The sequence below is a fragment of the Alienimonas chondri genome (genome assembly GCF_013036045.1).
Classification (GTDB): Bacteria; Planctomycetota; Planctomycetia; order Planctomycetales; family Planctomycetaceae; genus Alienimonas; species Alienimonas chondri.
This window is the reverse complement of the sequence record NZ_WTPX01000331.1, coordinates 1-1,172: the sequence shown is the minus strand read 5'-3', so window position 1 is coordinate 1,172 and position 1,172 is coordinate 1. Positions and strand designations below refer to the sequence as shown.

The window sequence follows — 1,172 nt, the reverse complement described above, 5'->3', positions numbered from 1 at the left end:
GGGTTGGGCGGGTCGAATCCCAACGTCGCCCGCTGGCTCGGGGACGTGCGGGGATATTTTCCGAAGTCCGTCGTGCAGGTGATGCAGCGGGACGCCCTCGACCGGCTGCACCTCACCCGCATGCTGACCGAACCGGAGTTGCTGGAGACCGTCGAGGCGGACGTGCACCTCGTCGGCACGCTGCTGTCGCTGGGCAAAGCGTTGCCGGCCGAGACGCGGGAGACCGCCCGGTCGGTGGTGCGCAAGGTGTGCGACGAACTCCAAAAAAAGCTCGCCGAGCCGATGCGGCAGGCGGTGACCGGGGCGCTCAATAAAGCGGTCCGCAATTATCGACCCCGGGCGGCGGAGATCGACTGGGACCGCACGATCAAGAAGAACCTGCACAATTACCTGCCGGAAACCGGCACGATTATCGCCGAGCGGTTGATCGGTCACGGCCGCAAACGCAGCGCGATGAAGGACGTCGTACTGTGCGTCGACCAGAGCGGTTCGATGGCCACCAGCGTCGTGTATAGCGGCATCTTCGGCGCCGTGCTGGCGAGCCTGCGGGCGGTGAAGACCAGCATGGTCGTGTTCGATACGGAGGTCGTGGACCTCACCGAACTCGCCGGCGATCCGGTCGATCTGTTGTTCGGCACGCAACTGGGCGGGGGAACCGATATCAACCGGGCCCTCGCTTACTGTCAGGGGTTGATCGAGCGGCCGGAGAAGACCGTGTTCGTTTTGATTACGGACCTCTACGAGGGCGGGAACCAGAAGCAGATGCTGCGGCGGGCGGCGGAAATCGTGGAGAGCGGCGCTCGGGCGGTCTGCTTGCTGGCGCTGTCGGACGAGGGCGCCCCGATGTTCGACCAGAAGAACGCCCGGGCGCTCTCCGACCTCGGCATTCCCAGCTTCGCCTGCACCCCGGACCTGTTCCCCGATCTGATGGCCGCGGCGCTGAAGGGCGACGACCTCACCGGCTGGGCCGGCGGCCACGACATCAAACTGGCGGGGGTGTGAGCGCGAAACCTTCCCCCCTCTCCCTTGAGGGAGAGGGGCCGGGGGGGAGGGTGACGAGCCTTCACACGCGGTCGTTCACGGGCTTCGGAGCGAACGCAGCGTCCCGGACGCTTCGAGCGTCCGGGACGCTCGATCACTCGGCAATCGGACGGTGAAAGCCCCCTCACCCC

Annotated in this window: 1 protein-coding gene; it reads left to right on the top strand. The window is 66.6% G+C overall.

Annotated features, from left to right (window positions below; genetic code table 11):
* Positions 1-1,002, top strand: a 1,002-nt coding sequence (locus LzC2_RS21470; protein ID WP_171190060.1) for a VWA domain-containing protein, incomplete at its 5' end; no start/stop codon positions are given.
* Positions 1,003-1,172: the final 170 nt, after the last annotated feature.